Here is a 14,064-nt window from a genome sequence, read left to right on the forward strand (position 1 = left end):
CCGCTCCCCTCAGGCCGCCGGCCTGGGTGCCGTGCCTGCCAGCACCAGGCCCGTGGTGGCGAAGATCAGCACCAGGCCGAGGCACACCCCGGTCCACACCGGCAGTCCCCAGCCGGCCACCGCCAGCGGCGCCACCACGGTGATCACCCCACCGGCCAGGAAGGGCTGCAGCATCAGCTGCTTGATCGAGAAGGCCGGCAACGCCGTGCTCTGGTCGAAGGGGTCGGCCATGTGCAGCAGCACCAGGCCGCTCGCCGACACCCCCGTGGCCTGGCCGAACTCGATCACGGCCCGCTCGAACCAGTCGCGCGGCAGGATGCGCGGCGCCAGCAGCAGCACCACCGCCAGGTTCCAGGCCAGCCCCGCGGCGATCAGCACCGAGAGCGGCAGCCAGTCGGCCCGGAGCAGGCCCAGGTCCAGGCCGGCGGTGGCGGCCGTGATCAGCAGATCGGCGGAGGTGGTGCTCACCCGCGTCTGGATCGGGGCGAGGGCCTGGTGGGCCTGGCCGCTGCTCTCGAGCAGCAGCCGCGTGATCAGCGATCCGAGAATCGCGAAGGGGAACACCGGCAGGTCGTCCACCACCGTCTCCACGCCCCCGCCCACCCAGCCGCCGATCAGCCGCAGCCCTCCCAGCAGGGCCAGGCCCACCAGCACGGCGCAACCCGCCAGGGCCAGATTCACCAGCCAGGCGGCGGCTCCCGGGTGGCTGGGCTGCTCAAGGCTGCCGGTGCGGGGTGGCTGGCGCAGGTCTTCGGGGTGCACCGACAGCCAGCCCAGCTGCCGCCCCAGCAGCACCACCAGGCCCCCCACCAGGGTGGAGGCCACCAGGCCGGCCGAGGCCAGGGTGAGCCCCAGGGCCTGTCCGCCCGGGAACCCCAGCGCCGCGTAGCTCGGGCCCATCGCCGCCGCCGAGCCGTGGCCTCCCTCGAAGGCCACCTCGATCAGGCAGGCCATCATCGGGCTCACCCCCAGCCGCGGGCCCAGCACCAGCAGCACCGCCAGGCCGCCCACCACGTACTGCCCGAAGGCCAGCACCAGGGCCAGGGAGATCTGGCCGCTCACCGGCCGCCACAGCCCCGCCAGCTTCGGCAGCGGCTTGCCGAGCATCAGGCAGGCGAACACCAGGGTGAGCAGCACCTGGGGCAGCTCCGCCCACACCCGCATCACGGGCTCGGGCACCAGGGGCAGCGGGCCGTCTTGGGAGATCAGCAGCCCCAGCACCCCCGCCAGCAGCGCCTCCGGAATGCCCCACACCACCAGCGACAGCCGGTGGGACACGGCGCGGGCAAGGAGCAGAAGCAGGCTGAGCAGGGCCAGGGCGGCAGCCACCCAGCCCGCGTTGATCAGCCAGCCGGGGGCCTCCTGCGCCAGAAGGCTCATGGCGCGGCCTTCAAGGGAAAGGGAGCCCGGATCCTAGTCATGGCAGCCGCGCGGGCCGCATTGTTGACCTCCGGGTTGGACCCTGGCTGGCGGCTCAGATCTCCGCCGCGGCCCGCTCCACCAGCCGCCGGGCCACGGCCTGGGTGCCGGTGTGCTGGTAGGTGTCCGTGAAGGCATCGAGGAAGGTGGCGAGCTGCTCGAAGCGTCCCTGCCAGGGGCCGAGGCTGGATTCCAGCGCCTGCACGGCCTTCTGGCCGCTGAGCCCCAGGCTGCTCACCAGGCCTCCGGCCCAGCCCACCCACGACTCCACACCCCGCCGCAGGAAGCCCACATGGGCCTGCTCGCCCCGCCCCGGGATCAGGGGCGCCATCGCCCGGTAGCCCGGCAGCTGCTGCAGATCGCCGCCGCCCACCTGTCCGAGCAGAGCGTCGAGGCGCTCCAGGGCCCGATCCCCCAGGGGCAGGAGGGCATCGAAGCAGACCAGGGCCGCCATCCGCACCCGGGCCTCACCGGCGTACTCCGCCAGTGAGGCGGTGAAGTCGCCGAAGCTGTCGCCCGGCAGCCCATTCACCTGGGTGAAGGCGAGCAGCTCCGCCGACACCTTCAGGGCCAGGTCCGTGGCCTGCAGGGTGTCGGTGGGAGGGGTGAGGTTGGCCAGGCCCTTGATCAGCGGCAGGGCTGCACCCACGTTCGCCGCCAGCCGCAGGCCTCCGGCGGCTTTCTGGGAGCGGTTCACGGCGTCGTAGAGGCTCATCGCCCGGCCGTAGCCCTCGTGGCGGGCGCGGCTGAGCGTGTCGGCCCGGGCCCGCACCTGGGCGATCAGGGCGGGGTCGCTGCTGCCCAGCACCTCGGCGATCAGCTCCTCGGGATCGGTGACATTGCGCCAGCCCCCCGGCACCAGCGTGCTGATGCCCTTGATGGCCAGCACTGTGAGGTTGCGCTTCGGCAGGCGCTCCAGGCGTTCCAGAACGGTGCGGCTCATGCGGGATCAGGGGCGGGCGTGAGGGTGGGCTGGTCACGGCGGGGCAGGGCCGCCAGGCCCGGCAGGTCGAAGGCCTCCAGCAGCTCATGGCGCTGGGTGGGATCCAGGCCCGGCCCCTGGCCGATCACCTTCACCTGGAAGCGCTCGGCCACCAGCAGGGCGCTGGCCTGCTCCCCCTGCTCCACCAGGGGCCAGCCCTTCAGCCTGTCGCTGCTGCTTTGGAATTTCTCGCGGGCTTCCGGCGCCGTGGTGGTGTCGGAGATGGCGAGCAGCGCCAGGGCGGTGTCGCCCTGCTTGAGGCGGGCCTGGCTGAAGCCCCGTTTCTCCTGGGTGAACACCAGCTCCTCGCCGGGGCCGGGAGTGGGGAACAGGCGGTTGAAGGCGCTGCCGTTCACCACGGCACTGGTGGGGATGTCGCCCACGGTGCCGCCGGGCATCCAGGGCGAGAACGGCAGGAGCAGCAGCGCTCCGATCAGCAGGCCGGAGGCCACGGCCAGGGCCAGGCCCCAGCGCAGCAGGCGGTTCATCGGTGGCTCCCGGACGGCACTGCGCTCTTGATAGCCGGGCCCGGCAGCGGCGGCAGCGCCGTTCAGGGCTGGCGCAATCCAAAGTGACGGGCAAAGAACGCCTCGGTGGCCTCCAGCACTTCCACCTGCACGGCGGCGCTGCGGAAGCCGTGCCCCTCGCCGGGGAAGCGCCGCACCTCCACCGGGATGCCGTTGGCCTCCAGCGCCGCCGCCATCCGCTCGGTCTGCTCGGGCGGCACCACCGGATCCTCCAGGCCCTGGAAGAAGATCACCGGGCAGCGGATTCGCGCGGCATGGGCCAGGGGTGAGCGTGCTTCGTAGAGAGCGCTGGCCTCCGGCCAGGGGCCGATCAGCCCATCGAGGTAGCGGGCCTCGAAACGGTGGCTCTCCCGCGCCAGGGCAGCGGGGTCGGCCACCCCATAGCGGCTGGCACCGGCGCCGAACACGTCGGTGAAGCACAGCGCCGCCAGGGCGGTGAAGCCGCCGGCGCTGCCGCCCTCGATGGCGATCCGATCCGGGCTGGCCAGGCCGGCATCCACCACGGCCCGGGCGGCCGCGGCGCAGTCGGCCACATCCACCACGCCCCACTGGCCATCGAGGCGCTCCCGGTAGGCCCGGCCGAAGCCGGTGGAGCCGCCGTAGTTCACATCCACCACGCCCCAGCCGCGGCTCGTCCAGTACTGAATCGCCAGGCTGAGCCCGCGGCGGGCCATGCCGGTGGGGCCGCTGTGCCCCTTCACCAGCAGAGGAGCCTGGGGATGGCCGCCTCCGGCCGGGGGATGGAACCAGGCATGGGTGCGCCTGCCCCCATGGCCGGCGAACCAGAGCGGTTGCGGCGGCGTGATGGCGGCGGGCGGCAGCGGTGACGCAGCCACGGGGGTGTGGCCCCAGGATCCGCTGGCCAGCTCGAGGTCCAGCAGCCCCTGGGGGGTGGTGGGATCGCTGGCCACCGCCACCAGGCTGCCGGCCTCGGCACTCAGGCCGGCCAGATCGTCGAAGGGCACGGCGATCGGGTTCCAGGCAGCGGCGCTCCCGGCCGCCGGCCCTGTGTGGGCCACCCGGCCCAGTTCCCAGCGCCCCTCCCGGCAGGCCGCGGCCACCAGCTGCTGGCCATCCCAGCAGGTGGTGCGCATCCCGTACACCCACTGGGGCATGGCGAACTCCGCCGCCATCGGCAGCAGCGGCTGCCAGCCCGCCGCTCCTTCCGGATCCAGCCCCTCCAGATCCAGCAGTTGGAGGTTCCACCAGCCGCTGCTGTCCTCGGCCACCACCAGCTGGCGGGGGCCGATCCAGAGGGGCTGGAACACGGCGATGGCCCGGCGGTCGCCCGGGGCGGAACCGGCCACCGGCCGGGGCTGCTGCAGGGTGCCGTCCGGGCCCACCGCCGCCAGCCAGAGACGGCTCCGCTCCCAGGGCATGCAGGGCTGCTGCCACTCCACCCAGGCCAGGTGGCCCCCATCGGGGCTCAGGCAGGCGTAGCCGCAGAAGTCCGCAGGCTGATGCAGCGGCTGGGGCTCTCCCCCCTGCAGCGGCACGGCCACCAGCTGGTCGCGGCCCTCGATCTCCATCACGCCGATCCAGCGCTGCCGCGCCGGATCGATCAGGCCGTCGCCGAAGGCGCGCTCGGGGGTTTCCGCTGGCGGGGTCAGGCGGGTCGGGGCGCCCTGGGGCAGGCCCGTGGCCGGGTCCAGGGGCAGATGCCAGAGGCAGCGGTCGCCGTCATGCACGAACACCAGGGCGGCCGGGGCGGGGCCGGCTCCGTCGCTGCGGCCGTCGCCCACCGCGTAGACCCCGCCGCCGTAGGTGTGCACCCGGCTGCGCAGGTTCCAGGGGGCTGGCGTCAGCTCGATCGCCGCCGCCGATCCGCGGGGGCGCAGGATCAAGGTGGTGCGTCCTTCCTCCGCGGGCCGTTGCTCCAGCCAGAAGCGGTGCCCCCGCCAGAGCAGGGGCTCCTTGAGGCTCGGGGCGGCCCCCACGACGGCGGCCGCGCTCAGGGGTGGGAAAACCGGTGTGGAGGTCAAACCGGAGCCAGGGCGAAGCGCCCTAAAGTTGACATCACGTTGAAGAGATCGATCGTTGGCTCGCAGCTTCGCCCAGATGGCACGCTCGGCGGAACTGTCCAGCCGTGTGCAGGTGCCCAAGGAGCCCGTGGATCAGCCCCCGTTGGAGATCCACACCCTGGGTGATGCGGTTCTGCGCACGCCCGCCCGCCGCATCAGCAAGGTGGATGAGGCGGTGCGGGAGCTGGCCCGCGACATGCTGCGCAGCATGTACACCGCCAAGGGAATCGGCCTGGCCGCTCCCCAGGTGGGCGTGCACAAGCAGCTGCTGGTGATCGATCTGGATCCCGACAACCCGGCCACCCCGCCGATGGTGCTGATCAACCCCGAGATCCGCTCCTTCGGTGGCTCCCTCGACACCTATGAGGAGGGTTGCCTCAGCATTCCCGGGGTCTACCTCAATGTGGTGCGCCCCACGGCGGTGGAGGTGAGCTTCCGCGATGAGATGGGCCGCCCCCAGAAACTGCGCACCGACGGCCTGCTGGCGCGCTGCATCCAGCACGAGATGGACCATCTCAACGGGGTGCTGTTCGTGGATCGCGTCACCGACGAGATCAGCCTCAACGAGGAACTGAAGCAGCAGGGCTTCGATCGCAACGCCGTCCACACCATCCGCTGAACCCCATGCCGATGAAGCCCCTGGCGGGAGTCTTTCTCGCCCTGGCCTGCCTGCTCGGCATCGCCGCCACGGGCTCGGTGTTCGAGCTGGCCTACGGCGACCCCGATCTCGGTGTGTCCACCACCCGCTGGATCCTGGGCCTCTGCGCCCCGGGAACCCTGGCCACGCTGCTGGTGGCCATCCGCATCAACAAGCCGGCGGCCTGAACAGCGGGCCTGAGCGGCGCCCCACCGAACAGCCCGGCGTCTGGCCCTCACCCCCTGGTTTGGGGGTGGTCAGGCTGCATACGATGACCACCGTTCCGGTCCGAGCCGTGATGGAGTTCTCCGCACTGCCACCCCTCCAGGCCCGCAGCGCGATCGGCACCATGGCAGGGAGGGCACGTCGATGGTCGCTGGCCCTGCTGGCGCCGCTGGCTCTCGGCGGTGCCATCGAGCCCGCGGCGGCCGCGGCCCTGTTCGATGCCATCGATCTCAACCCCCAGAGCTTCGTGCTGGTGGCCGCTCCGATCGGCAACGGGGAGCGAGCCCAGCTGAACATCTATGAGCAGATCCGCGACACCCGCCCCTGCTTCGCGGTGAACGGGGGCGCCCCCGGGCTGGTGGACCCGCTGCTGTCCACCTTCGATTTCACCGGCATCTGCGGCCGCTTCATCGATGCGAACGGCTACTCCGTGCGGGTCGGCGGCACCGATCTGGGCTCCAGCTACCGCCTGAGCGTGGTGCGCAGCAGCAACGACAACCTGCTGCTGGCGGTGCCCACCAAGCCCGGAGCCGGGCCGGAGATGGTGGTGGCCCGCACCCAGGGCCCGGGCAGCGGCTTCCTGCAGCTGGTGTTCGAATCCGGCTGGCAGTTGAAGCGTCGCTCCTACCAGGGCCGCACCCTGGGCCACATCTACATCTACCGGGATTCCTGGCCGGATCAGCTGGCTGACCAGCCCGGGCCGGACCCGATGACCCCTCCGGCCGTGCCCGAATCCAACGGCGGCTGAGCGGCAGGTCCCAGTGAGGCCCGTTGCTATGGTGGGCAACTCTGTGCGTGCAATCCCGCTACATGACCCAGGTCACCGTCGGCGAAAACGAAGGAATCGAATCGGCACTTCGCCGCTTCAAGCGCCAGGTGTCCAAGGCGGGCATCTTCGCTGACCTCAAGCGTCTGCGTCACCACGAAACCCCCACCGAGAAGTACAAGCGCAAGGCCCAGCAGCGCCGTCGCCGCCGCTGAGCAGGGCGAGCCCTGCGCCCTGTCGCTGGCTTGGGCTCGCTCGTGCTCAACGGGCGATCTCAACGGGGGATCTCAACGGGTAGAAACACCGGTTCCATAACCCTCTGGCCAGGTCCAGGATGGAAGCACCTTCCCGGTGACCGCCATGGACGACCTGCGTTCCACAGCCCGTTTCGCCCCAGGCCGCATCGGGGCCTTGATCGCGCTCGGGGGTGATTTTCTCGCCTGGTTCGGGGAAAGCCTGATCCACGCCATGGGCAACCCCGAGGAGGAGCGCCGGCTGCAACCCCCGCTGGTGGGCGTGCAGCCCTATTGCGATCGTCCGTATCGGACGGCCCGCTGAGATCCACCGCGAGTCCTGGCTGCATCAGGCGCCGACCTCCAGACCATCGAAGCTGCGGTAGGTGAGGGCCTCAGCCACCGCCGCCGCAGCGATGGTGTCGTCTCCCTGCAGGTCGGCGATGGTGCGGGCCACCCGCAGCAGGCGCTCTCCGCCCCGGGCCGTGAGCCGCCGCTGCCGCAGGGCCGCCTCCCAGAGTTCCAGGGCGTTGGCCTCGAGCTGGAGCACCGGGCGCAGCTCCGTGGTGGGCAGACGCCCGTTGCTGAGCCCGCCCGGATTGCGCCGGGCCATGCGCCGGCGGGCGTTCTGCACCCTGGCGGCCACCTGGGCGCTTGCCTCGTTGCAGCCGGCCGCTGTGCTGCGGTAGGCGTCGCCAAGGCTGCCGGCATCGGGCCGACGCATCACCACCTGCAGGTCGAGCCGATCCAGCAGCGGTCCTGACAGCCGGCTCCAGTAGCGAAGGCGCGCCGCTTCCCCGCAGCTGCACTCCCGCTGCGGATCGCCGAACCAGCCGCAGCTGCAGGGGTTGGTGGCCGCCACCAGGCTGATGGCACAGGGAAAGCGGGCGCTGTGGCGAGCCCGGTGGATCCAGATCTCACCGCTCTCGAGGGGCTGGCGCAGCAGGTCGAGCACCTCCCGGCGGAATTCGGTGAGCTCGTCGAGGAACAGCACACCGTGATGGGCCAGGGCCAGTTCGCCGGGGCGTGGATTGGCGCCACCGCCCACCAGGGCGGCCCCGGAGCAGCTGTGGTGCGGGCTGCGGAAGGGCCGGGCCCGTGCCAGGCCCACCCCTTCCGGCAGCAGCCCGGCCACGGACTGGATCCGGGTGAGTTCGAGTGCCTCGCTGCGCCGCAGCGGCGGCAGCAGCCCGGCCAGGCAGCGGGCCAGCATCGTCTTGCCGCTCCCCGGCGGGCCCACCAGCAGCAGGTGATGGCCACCGGCCGCGGCGATCTCCAGGGCCCGGCGCCCGTGGCCCTGTCCCTGCACATCCGCCAGATCGGCTCCACTCCGGGATGGGGCCTGAGGCCACTGGGCGGCAGGCCGGGCCGCCGGTGGATCCGGATGGCCCAGCAGCTGCACCGCCTCGGCCAGGCTCTCGGCTCCCCAGGCGCACAGGCCGCTCACCAGGGCCGCCTCGGCGGCATTTCCGGCCGGCACCAGCAGTCCCCGGGCTCCGGCTTCCTGGGCCTTGAGCGCCACGCTCAGCAGGCCCCGCACCGGCCGCAGGCGCCCGTCGAGGCCCAGTTCCCCCAGGCTCCACACCCCTTCGAGTGCTGCCGGCTGGAGCTGCCCACTGGCCAGCAGCAGCCCGAGCGCGATGGGCAGGTCGAGGCCCGGGCCCTGCTTGGGCAGATCCGCCGGGGCCAGGTTCACCACCACCCGGCTGAGGGGCACCCGGAAGCCGCTGTGCCGCAGGGCGGAGCGCACCCGCTCCCGCGATTCCTGCACCGCCGCATCGGCCAGACCCACCATCTGCAGGGCCGGCAGCCCGGGACCGATGTCCACCTCCACCGTCACCTGGTGGGCGTCCAGGCCCCGCAGGGCCGCACTGCTGCAGCGTGCCAACATCGATCGGTGGGGCTCGTCTGCCTGCCCAGTGCCACGGCTGTCCCAGGCGGCCTGAGTGGACCCCTCCACCGCCGCCACCGTCGCTGCTCCGGAACCGATGTCGAGTGCCGTGCCCGAGCCTTCCCAGGACACGATCTTCGGGCGGATCCTGCGGGGCGAGATCCCCTGTGACCAGGTGTATGCCGACGAGCAGTGCCTCGCCTTCCGGGACGTGGCGCCCCAGGCGCCGGTGCACATCCTGGTGATTCCCCGCCGGCCGATCGTGAGCCTGGCGGAAGCCCAGATCGAGGATGCCGCCCTGCTCGGCCACCTGCTGCTGGTGGCGGCCACGGTGGCCCGGGAGCAGGGGCTGGAGGGTTTCCGCACGGTGATCAACAGCGGCGCCTCCGCCGGTCAGAGCGTGTTCCATCTGCATGTCCACGTGATCGGGGGACGGCCCCTGGCCTGGCCGCCCGGCTGAGTCCCCAGACCAGTCACAATGCCTGGATCCGTACGGCTCCATGATCCCCTTCCAGGCCCTTCGCCGTCAGCTGGGCAAGTTGCAGCGGCTGGCCCAGCCCTACTTCCTGCCGGTGGAGGACACGCGCAGCTGGCAGTTCCTGCTGCTGGTGGTGGCCCTGCTCGTGGTGGTGGTGGGCGTGACCCTGCTGCTGCTCACCGGTGCCGTGGCCCTCTCCGGTGCCCTGATTCCGGTGCTGCGCAGCCGCTTCCTGCCCGGGGTGCCCGAGCAGGTGGGCGCGATCTGGCGGGGGCCGATCGGCCTCAGCGTGATGGTGTTGATGGCGGCGGGCCTCGGCTGTTTCGCCGCCTTCCGGGGCAAGCTGCGTCAGGGGCGCTGGCTGCCCTGGCTGCTGCTGGGGGTGATCATCCTGCTGATCCTGGTGATCAACGGGATCAATGTGGGGATCAGCTACATCGCCCGCAATGTCGACAATTCCCTGGTGGCCTACGACCAGGACAACTTCTGGAAGATCGTCGGCATCTATGCCTTCTGCCTGGTTCTGGCCCTGCCGATCCGGGCGATGCAGAGTTACCTCATTCCCCGGCTGGGGCTGCTGTGGCGGGAGTGGTTGAGCGGCCGGCTGCTCACCCGCTACCTCTCCAACCGGGCCTACTACATCCTCAACCCCAACGACGAGTCGGCCGAGGAGATCGACAACCCCGACCAGCGGATCTCCCAGGACACGGCCAGTTTCACCGCCACCAGCCTCAGCGTCACCGTGGAGGTGCTCTCGGCGCTGCTCACCTTCTTCAGCTTCATCCTGGTGCTCTGGAGCATCAGCACCGAGCTGGCCCTGTGGCTGCTGATCTATTCGGTGGGCGGTACCGCCCTGATCATCTTCGCCAGCCGAAAGCTGGTGTCGTTGAACTACCAGCAGCTGAAGCTTGAGGCCGACTTCCGCTACGGCCTGGTCCACATCCGTGACAACGCCGAATCGATCGCCTTCTACCGCGGTGAGCAGCAGGAATCCAAGGAGGCTGAGCGGCGGCTGGGTGGCGCCATCCGCAACTACAACCGCCTGATCATCTGGGAAGCGCTGATCAGCGTGATCCAGCGCTCCTACGACTACTTCTCCCGCTTCCTGCCCTGGCTGGTGATCGCCCCGATCTACTTCGCCCGGGAGGTGGATTTCGGCGTGTTCGGCCAGGCCAGCATCGCCTTCTCCCAGGTGTTGTTCTCGGTCAGCTACATCGTCAACAACATCGACCGGCTGGCGTCCTTCTCGGCCTCGATCAGCCGTCTCGAGGGCTTCCAGGGCAAGGTGGACGAGATCAGCAGCAGCGCCCATGGCGCCCTGAACGGCGCTGCTTCCGGGGCTTCTCCCACGGCTGCGCCCTCTTCCGGCAACGCCATCCTGCTGAGCCACGTGGATCTGGTGCCACCGCGCTCGAGCCGCACCCTCATCCGCGATCTCAGCCTCGAGATCGACCGCGATCAGCGTCTGCTGGTGGTGGGTCCATCCGGTTGCGGCAAGACCTCGTTTCTGCGGCTGGTGAGCGGGCTCTGGCCTGCCCCCTCCGGCAGCGTGCAGCGCCCGCCGGAGGGGGATCTGCTGTTCATCCCCCAGAAGCCCTACATGCTGCTGGGCAGCCTGCGGGAGCAGCTCTGCTACCCGCTGCCCCCCAGCCGCTTCAACGACGAGCAGCTGCGCCATGTGCTGGAGCAGGTGCGGCTGCCCGAGCTGGTGCACCGCTATCCGGATCTGGACATCAAGCAGGACTGGCCCCGGCTGCTCTCCCTGGGCGAGCAGCAGCGGCTGGCCTTCGCCCGGCTGCTGCTGAACGGGCCCCGCTTCGTGGTGCTCGACGAGGCCACCAGCGCCCTCGATGTGGCCACCGAGCGCCACCTCTACCAGCTGCTGCTGGAACGGGACATGGCCTTCGTGAGCGTGGGGCACCGGCCCACCCTCACCGCCTTCCATGACACGGTGCTGGAGCTCGACGGCCAGGGCGGCTGGCGTCTGATGCCGGCCGCCAGCTATACCGTTGGCCATTCCGCCTGAGCGGATGCCACCGGAGACCTGAGCTGATGAGTTCCGCCGACGCCACCCCCGCTCCCAGCACCAGCGCCACCACCGGGGACGTTCCCGCCTTCGGCTGGAGCGCCTACGCCGAGCGGGTCAACGGCCGCTTCGCCATGGTGGGGTTCCTGGCGGTGCTGGTGATCGAGGCGCTCAGCGGCGACACATTCCTGCACTGGGCCGGCCTGGTGCCCTGAAGCTGGCTGTTCCCAGAAGCTGGCCGGCTCAGGGCACCGGGATCAGATCGATCTGCCAGAGCCCGTTGCGGCTCACCTGCACGGCCAGCTGCCGGCCATCGGCCCGCAGCTGCACCTGCCGCGGCACCCCGGCCGGCACCATCGGGATCGGCCTCAGGCTCTGGGAGGAGCGGCGGTAGAGCACCAGTTCGGTGCGTCCCTCCAGCTGCCGCACCAGGGCGAGCCGATCGCCTCGGTTGTCCACGGAGACGCTGATCGGCTGGGCGTCCGGCCGGTTCAGCCCCGGCACGGGCACCGGCCTGCGGCCGCGCAGATCGATCAGAACCACCCGTTCACGGCCGCCGCTGCCATTGATCAGGGCCAGCCAGGTGTCCCCCAGGGAGGGGTCGCGCAGGCTGCCCAGCGGCGCCAGCTGGCGGCCCAGGGCCCCATCCCGCCGCGGCTGGCCATCCAGGCAGCCGCCGAGCACCAGCGGCAGTGCGGCGGCCAGGCCCAGGGCCCAGCGCCTGCCGGCAGAGCGGGCCATCCCTGGCATCAGTTGGCCTCCCCTCGGTCCGGCCCGCCCCCCACAGCGGTCGTGCCCCCGGGACGATCGGGCTCCAGCACGCCGCTGAGGTCGAGCACCTCCACCTGCCACTGGCCCTGTTTCACCACCTGCACCGCCAGGCGGCCGGCATCAGGGGCCAGGCTCAGGCGCACGGGTGATCCCTGGCCGGGCAGGGGCAGGCGCAGCAGCCGCCCGGTCAACCGGTCTTCCACCACCGCCAGCCGCCGGGGCCCCTGCTGCATCAGACCGGCCACATAGCGGCCGTTCCAGCTCAGGGAGGGTGAGCTGTGGGGTTCGCGGCCGCGCCAGTGGCGCAGGGGAACGACCGCACCGCCCGGTTGTTCCTGCAGCACCAGCCGCACCCTGCCCCGCTCCTCGAGCACCGAGGCGAGGTAGCGGCCATTGCCGCTCAGGGCCGGATCGAGGCGGTTGCTGCCGGGGCTGAGGCCAACGGGTGCGGCCTGGCGCCTGCCCAGCCAGCCGCTGCTGCAGCCCACCAGGGCAGGACTGAGGCCGAGCAACACCAGCAGGGGCCAGCGGAAGCGGGACGGGCTCAGTCGGGAGGGGCTCAGTCGTCGAAGCGGGAGGCGTTGTCCCGCGGCCGTGAGCGGGGTGCCTCCTGGGCCGGGCCTGCCGCCGGACGACCCGTGGGGGTGGGGGCCGGCCTGCTGCTGATCGGGCTGAAGTCCGCGTCGCTGATCGGGGCCGAAGGCCGGGGGCCGCCGGCAGCGGTGGAGCGGATCGGCGTGCCCTGGGGAATGCCCGCCCGCTCGGGCGTGGCGGACCCCGGCGCGCTGCCGGGGCGACCGCCAGCGGCGGCAGGCCGGCGGCTGGAGCGGGGAGGAGCCTCGGCGGCGGCGGTGGGTCTGGAGCCCCGGCGGGGCTCCGGCTGGTTGTCCCGTTCCCGGCGGCGGGCGCCGAAATCACTGGCACCGCGGCCGCCGCCGGCGGTGTAGCGGCTCGGCTCGGGAGCGGCGCTGCCGCTGTCCCAGCCTGGGGTTTCGTCGCGGCGGCTGGCGGCCCGCTCGGGGATGGCGGCCCGGCTGGCCCGGCGCATGCGGTAGAGGTCTTCCTCGGGTTCGCGGCTGGGGATGCGCCGGCGCAGGGGTTCAGGCTCGTCGAAGCGCTCCCGCTCGGGGTCGTCCCAGCTGCGGCCACCCATGCGGGGGCGGTACGGGCCCACGGGGGCGGGTTCGTCGTCGTCGAAGTAGGAGGAGCGGCGGGCCTGCTCGGTGGTCACGCCCCGCAGTCTCACGCTCTCGTAGGCGAAGAACACGGTGGTGCCGGCCAGAAGGAACTGGCCGAACTGGAGGATCGGATCGAGCCGCCAGCCCTGGAAGAAGAGGATGCCGCCACAGAGCAGGCCCACGGCGGCAAAGAACACGTCGTAGTCGCGGGCCAGTGCCGGCTTGAAGCTGCGCATGAAATAGAGCAGCGCTCCGCCCACCGCCAGCACGATGCCGACAATGCTGGCCCAGTTGAGGCTGGCATTAACCACGGGGACTCATCCTGGTGCTACCAGGCACTGTAGGGAGGCGTCCAGGGACGGGGCCCGGACCAGCTCAGAGGCGGCGATCCACCTGGTCGTTCTGGCTGATCAGCACCAGAGCGATGGAGATCGGCACCACCACGATCACAGCGCCCCAGACGAGGCTGCTCAGGAAATTCGCGAGGGAGGGGGTCATGGCGCAGCCGCAGGTCGGCGTTGAGCGTCGGCAGATCCTAGGCAGCGGCGGCTGCTTCGTACGCTGATGGGGTCCCTGCTTAGAGCTTTGTGACGGCGCTTCCCGCTTCTCCCCTGGCCTGGGCGCATCTGCTGCTGGGCCTGGCGCTGGCCCTGTGGACCCTGCTGTTCCTGTTTCGCATCGTGCTCACCTGGTACCCCCAGGTGGACCTCAGCCAGGGGGCGATGCGCCTGATCGGGGTGCCGACCGAACCGCTGCTGGCCCCCACCCGGCGGCTGATTCCCCCCATCGGTGGCGTGGATGTCACCCCGGTGATCTGGGTGGGGCTGATCAGTCTGGTGCGAGAGCTGCTCGTGGGTCAGCAGGGTCTGGTGACCCAGGTAATGCGCCATGCCGCGGCGGTGGCCTGAGG

General features: G+C 71.4%; 18 protein-coding genes. 9 read left to right on the plus strand and 9 right to left on the minus strand.

Translation table 11 applies throughout. The annotated features are described in order from the left end of the window. Positions 1 to 9 precede the first annotated feature (9 nt). The 4 genes from CPCC7001_RS12055 to CPCC7001_RS12070 form a co-directional block, all read right to left on the minus strand. Positions 10 to 1,380, minus strand: coding sequence for a hypothetical protein (locus tag CPCC7001_RS12055; protein WP_006910046.1), 1,371 nt, complete (start codon positions 1,378 to 1,380; stop codon positions 10 to 12). A gap of 94 nt (positions 1,381 to 1,474) precedes the next feature. Continuing rightward, the gene (locus tag CPCC7001_RS12060) at positions 1,475 to 2,362 is read right to left on the minus strand and encodes a hypothetical protein (RefSeq protein ID WP_006910481.1); all 888 of its coding nucleotides are present in this window, start codon (positions 2,360 to 2,362) and stop codon (positions 1,475 to 1,477) included. Then, on the minus strand, positions 2,359 to 2,889 hold the full coding sequence (locus tag CPCC7001_RS12065; protein WP_050757136.1) for a hypothetical protein: 531 nt from the start codon (positions 2,887 to 2,889) through the stop codon (positions 2,359 to 2,361). Before CPCC7001_RS12065 ends, CPCC7001_RS12060 begins: the two co-directional genes overlap by 4 nt. A 62-nt stretch (positions 2,890 to 2,951) precedes the next feature. Continuing rightward, a complete protein-coding gene (locus tag CPCC7001_RS12070; RefSeq protein ID WP_156796773.1) occupies positions 2,952 to 4,910 on the minus strand; it encodes a prolyl oligopeptidase family serine peptidase in 1,959 nt (652 codons plus the stop codon). A gap of 55 nt (positions 4,911 to 4,965) precedes the next feature. Here CPCC7001_RS12070 and def point away from each other — a divergent pair, with 55 nt between their 5' ends. The 5 genes from def to CPCC7001_RS12095 all read left to right on the plus strand — a co-directional run bounded on the left by def (position 4,966) and on the right by CPCC7001_RS12095 (position 7,135). Beyond that, positions 4,966 to 5,568, plus strand: coding sequence for a peptide deformylase (gene def, locus CPCC7001_RS12075; protein WP_043369069.1), 603 nt, complete (start codon positions 4,966 to 4,968; stop codon positions 5,566 to 5,568). Between the two features lie 5 nt (positions 5,569 to 5,573). Continuing rightward, a complete protein-coding gene (locus CPCC7001_RS12080) occupies positions 5,574 to 5,774 on the plus strand; it encodes a hypothetical protein (protein WP_006909426.1) in 201 nt (66 codons plus the stop codon). Between the two features lie 83 nt (positions 5,775 to 5,857). Next, positions 5,858 to 6,559, plus strand: coding sequence for a DUF3747 domain-containing protein (locus CPCC7001_RS12085; RefSeq protein WP_006911248.1), 702 nt, complete (start codon positions 5,858 to 5,860; stop codon positions 6,557 to 6,559). Between the two features lie 62 nt (positions 6,560 to 6,621). Next, complete coding sequence (gene rpsU, locus CPCC7001_RS12090; RefSeq protein WP_006172073.1) at positions 6,622 to 6,792, plus strand: 30S ribosomal protein S21; 171 nt, start codon at positions 6,622 to 6,624, stop codon at positions 6,790 to 6,792. 145 nt (positions 6,793 to 6,937) lie between these two features. After that, positions 6,938 to 7,135, plus strand: coding sequence for a hypothetical protein (locus tag CPCC7001_RS12095; RefSeq protein WP_043369071.1), 198 nt, complete (start codon positions 6,938 to 6,940; stop codon positions 7,133 to 7,135). Between the two features lie 24 nt (positions 7,136 to 7,159). Here CPCC7001_RS12095 and CPCC7001_RS12100 read toward each other — a convergent pair whose 3' ends face one another. After that, positions 7,160 to 8,701, minus strand: a complete 1,542-nt coding sequence (locus CPCC7001_RS12100) for a YifB family Mg chelatase-like AAA ATPase (protein WP_006909076.1) — start codon at positions 8,699 to 8,701, stop codon at positions 7,160 to 7,162. 97 nt (positions 8,702 to 8,798) lie between these two features. Here CPCC7001_RS12100 and CPCC7001_RS12105 point away from each other — a divergent pair, with 97 nt between their 5' ends. From CPCC7001_RS12105 to CPCC7001_RS12115, 3 genes are read left to right on the plus strand one after another with little or no spacing between them, the layout of a single operon-like run. Then, positions 8,799 to 9,161: a histidine triad nucleotide-binding protein gene (locus CPCC7001_RS12105; protein ID WP_043369073.1), complete on the plus strand. Its 363-nt coding sequence runs from the start codon at positions 8,799 to 8,801 to the stop codon at positions 9,159 to 9,161. Positions 9,162 to 9,201: 40 nt separating this feature from the next. Beyond that, positions 9,202 to 11,205: an ABC transporter ATP-binding protein/permease gene (locus CPCC7001_RS12110; protein WP_006909627.1), complete on the plus strand. Its 2,004-nt coding sequence runs from the start codon at positions 9,202 to 9,204 to the stop codon at positions 11,203 to 11,205. Positions 11,206 to 11,231: 26 nt separating this feature from the next. Further along, positions 11,232 to 11,420 carry a chlorophyll a/b-binding protein gene (locus CPCC7001_RS12115; RefSeq protein WP_006911100.1) on the plus strand — a complete coding sequence of 63 codons (189 nt, stop codon included), beginning with the start codon at positions 11,232 to 11,234 and terminating at the stop codon, positions 11,418 to 11,420. Between the two features lie 28 nt (positions 11,421 to 11,448). Here the strand turns inward: CPCC7001_RS12115 and CPCC7001_RS12120 are convergent, their stop codons facing one another. The 4 genes from CPCC7001_RS12120 to psbX form a co-directional block, all read right to left on the minus strand. Further along, positions 11,449 to 11,946 carry a hypothetical protein gene (locus CPCC7001_RS12120; RefSeq protein WP_006910827.1) on the minus strand — a complete coding sequence of 166 codons (498 nt, stop codon included), beginning with the start codon at positions 11,944 to 11,946 and terminating at the stop codon, positions 11,449 to 11,451. 8 nt (positions 11,947 to 11,954) lie between these two features. Beyond that, entirely contained in the window at positions 11,955 to 12,491 is a 537-nt protein-coding gene (locus CPCC7001_RS12125) for a hypothetical protein (protein WP_006910480.1), read from the minus strand. A 44-nt stretch (positions 12,492 to 12,535) separates the two neighbouring features. Continuing rightward, the gene (locus tag CPCC7001_RS12130; RefSeq protein ID WP_006910084.1) at positions 12,536 to 13,465 is read right to left on the minus strand and encodes a Ycf66 family protein; all 930 of its coding nucleotides are present in this window, start codon (positions 13,463 to 13,465) and stop codon (positions 12,536 to 12,538) included. A gap of 64 nt (positions 13,466 to 13,529) precedes the next feature. Next, positions 13,530 to 13,652 carry a photosystem II reaction center X protein gene (psbX, locus tag CPCC7001_RS12135; RefSeq protein WP_006909955.1) on the minus strand — a complete coding sequence of 41 codons (123 nt, stop codon included), beginning with the start codon at positions 13,650 to 13,652 and terminating at the stop codon, positions 13,530 to 13,532. 89 nt (positions 13,653 to 13,741) lie between these two features. Between psbX and CPCC7001_RS12140 the strand changes: the two genes are divergently transcribed. Continuing rightward, positions 13,742 to 14,062: a YggT family protein gene (locus CPCC7001_RS12140; RefSeq protein WP_006911469.1), complete on the plus strand. Its 321-nt coding sequence runs from the start codon at positions 13,742 to 13,744 to the stop codon at positions 14,060 to 14,062. The last annotated feature ends 2 nt before the right edge of the window (positions 14,063 to 14,064 follow it).

The sequence above is a fragment of the Cyanobium sp. PCC 7001 genome, assembly GCF_000155635.1.
GTDB lineage: Bacteria > Cyanobacteriota > Cyanobacteriia > PCC-6307 > Cyanobiaceae > NIES-981.